This window comes from Burkholderia sp. LMG 13014, from assembly GCF_905232215.1.
Lineage (GTDB): Bacteria > Pseudomonadota > Gammaproteobacteria > Burkholderiales > Burkholderiaceae > Burkholderia.
Map to the genome: position 1 here is coordinate 1 of NZ_CAJNKE010000809.1, position 2,160 is coordinate 2,160.

Annotated in this window: 2 protein-coding genes and 1 pseudogene; 2 read left to right on the forward strand and 1 reads right to left on the reverse strand. The window is 68.7% G+C overall.

The annotated features are described in order from the left end of the window. A pseudogene (locus tag JYJ84_RS34850) lies at positions 1-198 on the reverse strand (alpha/beta hydrolase); the annotation flags it as partial. A 388-nt stretch (positions 199-586) separates the two neighbouring features. Here JYJ84_RS34850 and JYJ84_RS34855 point away from each other — a divergent pair. Both JYJ84_RS34855 and JYJ84_RS34860 read left to right on the forward strand, forming a co-directional pair. Continuing rightward, positions 587-1,267 (forward strand): class II aldolase/adducin family protein, encoded by a 681-nt coding sequence (locus tag JYJ84_RS34855; RefSeq protein WP_059686364.1) that lies wholly within the window; start codon positions 587-589, stop codon positions 1,265-1,267. Positions 1,268-1,387: 120 nt separating this feature from the next. Beyond that, positions 1,388-2,160: sigma-54-dependent Fis family transcriptional regulator (locus JYJ84_RS34860; RefSeq protein WP_205190141.1), on the forward strand; the 773-nt coding region annotated here is incomplete at its 3' end.

Consider the following 2,160-nt stretch of genomic DNA (forward strand, 5'->3'; position numbering starts at 1 on the left):
GGTGCGCAGCAGCGCGCCGGGCGTCGCCGGAATGTCGCGGTCCCACGTGTAGAACGCGGACACGCGGCCGTCGCCCTGCAGCGGGTCGGGCGCAGGAACGTGGCCGGGTGAAGCCGCGTGCGAGAGGAGAGACGCAACGGCGAGCGCCGAAGCCAGCAGCGTGCGCGCGGTGTAGCCGCGCAGGGGGAGAAGCGTCATGGTCGGATGGGTGTCGGTGAAGTCGGATCGGACGCGCCGGACAGTGCGCGGCGCGGGCCGACCACGACGCAAGTTTCGAACCAGTGCACGCGTTGCAGAGGCGGCGCACGGTGTGACGAGCCGTCGCGTTGCGCGGCGGCCCGTCCGCGCGTGCACCGGCTGCGTGTCGCGCAGCAATCCGGGCCGGCGGGCTGTTGCTCCCGCAACAGAAGCGCACGTGTGGAGCGTACGGCGCGCGTTGCGCAACGCGCACGCACACCGTGGCGTGGGCTTTCGACGCGTGCCTGCGTGGCTGGCACGATTGCTGCTGATCCGGTGGCCGTGCGTCGCGGTGTTACGGCGTTGCGATGCGAGCCCAACCATCTACCCGATCAAGGAAACCGTCCTCATGTCCGTCACCTCAACCATCGACAGCGGCGAGCTCGTGGCATTCGTCGAGCGCGCCACGCGCGAATTCACGCAGGCCGAACGCGTGCTGAAGGACACGCGCACGCTGTCCGCGACCAACACGTTCCAGGCGTTCCAGCGCGTGCCGGGCACGGAACTCGTCGTCGCGCTGTCGGCGCCGAGCCCGTGGGCCGCGTCGCAGGAGATCCAGCCCGTCGTCGTGACGTTCGACGGCGACGTGCTGCATGGCGACGCGCGCGCGGGCGGCAACGGGCCGCGCTATGCGGACGTGTTCCGTGAAGCACCGGAAGTCGGCGTCGTGATCCACGTGCACGGCCCGTACCTCGGCGCGTGGGCGAGCGCGCATCGTCCGCTGCCGATCCGCTATGCGCCGGCCGCGCGCTACACGCGCGCCCGCGAGATTCCGGTGTATGTCGATCGTCGTCCCGGCGAGCCGCGCTTCATCGTCGATACGATCCGCCGCGATCCCGAGGTACCGGCGATCATCGAGGCGAACGGCGGCGCGACCTTCTGGGGCAAATCGATCCTCGATGTGTCGAAGTACATCCTGATCCTCGAGGAAGCCGCGTATTTCCAGGCGCTCGCGGAACCGCTCGGCGGCTCGCTCGAATTCGGCCCGGGCGCGCTCGAGCAGCAATGGAAGATGACCGGCCTCGCGTGATGCCGCGCGGCGGCCGGCGCAATCCGGCCGCCGTCATACCGATAGCTCGATGAATTGGTTCGTGGCCGGCGCGGGCCTTGCTATCGTCAAACCTTTCCCGTTCAACACGCCGGTCGTGCCATGGCCATCTTCAGCTTGCCGGACCCGACTTCGCATGCGATCACGATTCGTGCGAAGGCGCTGACCTTCGACGATCCCAAATCGCGGGTGCTGCTCGAACGCATCCAGCTCGTCGCGCCAAGCGACGCGACCGTGCTCGTCACCGGCGAGAGCGGCACCGGCAAGGAGCTGATCGCGCGCCTCGTGCATTCGCTGAGCGAGCGCCACGACGGCCCGTTCGTCGCGGTCAACTGCGGCGCATTCTCCGAGACGCTGATCGAAAGCGAGCTGTTCGGCCACGAGCGCGGCGCGTTTACCGGCGCGATCAACAGCCAGCCCGGCTGGTTCGAATCCGCGAATCGCGGCACGCTGTTCCTCGACGAGGTGGGCGACCTGCCGCTGTCCGCGCAGGTGAAGCTGCTGCGCGTGCTGCAGGAGCGCGAAGTGACGCCGGTCGGCTCGCGCAAGACCGTGAAGATCGACGTGCGGCTCGTCGCGGCAACCAACGTGAATCTCGAAGCCGCGGTGCGCGCAGGCAATTTCCGCGAGGATCTTTACTACCGGCTCAACGTCGTGAAGCTGAGCCTGCTGCCGTTGCGCGAGCGGCCCGGCGACATTACGCCGCTGATCGAGCACTTCATCGACACCTATGCGAAGCGGCTGCGGGTGGCCGCGCCGACGCTGACGGACGCTGCGCGCGGCCGGCTGCATGCGCACGCGTGGCCCGGCAACATTCGCGAACTCGAGAACGTGATCCACCACGCGATGCTGATCTGCGCCGGCGGCGCGATCGA

Excerpts from the sequence above, each read along its gene's own strand:
- JYJ84_RS34855 (WP_059686364.1), top strand. The coding sequence starts at position 587 with ATGTCCGTCACCTCAACCATCGACAGCGGCGAGCTCGTGGCATTCGTC.